General features: G+C 28.9%; 1 pseudogene. It reads left to right on the top strand.

The features are described from left to right. A pseudogene (locus AMO19_RS03470) lies at window positions 1–268 on the top strand (UDP-N-acetylglucosamine 1-carboxyvinyltransferase); the annotation flags it as partial. Between the last annotated feature and the right edge of the window lie 165 nt (window positions 269–433).

The following is a 433-nucleotide window of genomic DNA, read 5'->3' as shown; positions in this document are numbered from 1 at the left end:
CAAAGGTGTTAAAACAATTAATGGGATGAATCTAGTTGGCTCAGATTTAAGGTCATCAGCTGCATTAATAATTGCAGGAATCATCGCAAAAGGTAGTAGTAATTTCTATGGATTAGAACATCTAGATAGAGGTTATGAAAATTTTGAATTAAAACTAAAAAATTTAGGCGTAAAAATAATTAGAGAGATCAGTAAAAATACTTTTGAAGAGAATGGATATAAAATGGAACCAAAATCTGAGAATCTTTCAAAACTCGAAGCAGCTTAGTTTTTTCCAAATATATTTTTAAAACTATGAAAGTTGATTCAAACGTAAGCAATATTGATTAGTGAAATACAACCCAAAAATAATATAAACAAAACTAAAAAGCGATTAGACCAAATTTTGTTTAACCCAGTAAATTTGAATTCGTTCATGCCCAAGTTCCGCTAT

Origin of the sequence: Prochlorococcus marinus (assembly GCF_001180245.1) — a bacterium.
GTDB classification, from domain to species: domain Bacteria; phylum Cyanobacteriota; class Cyanobacteriia; order PCC-6307; family Cyanobiaceae; genus Prochlorococcus_A; species Prochlorococcus_A marinus_F.
The sequence above is the reverse complement of the archived record's forward strand: the minus strand, read 5'-3'. Positions and strand labels throughout refer to the sequence as shown.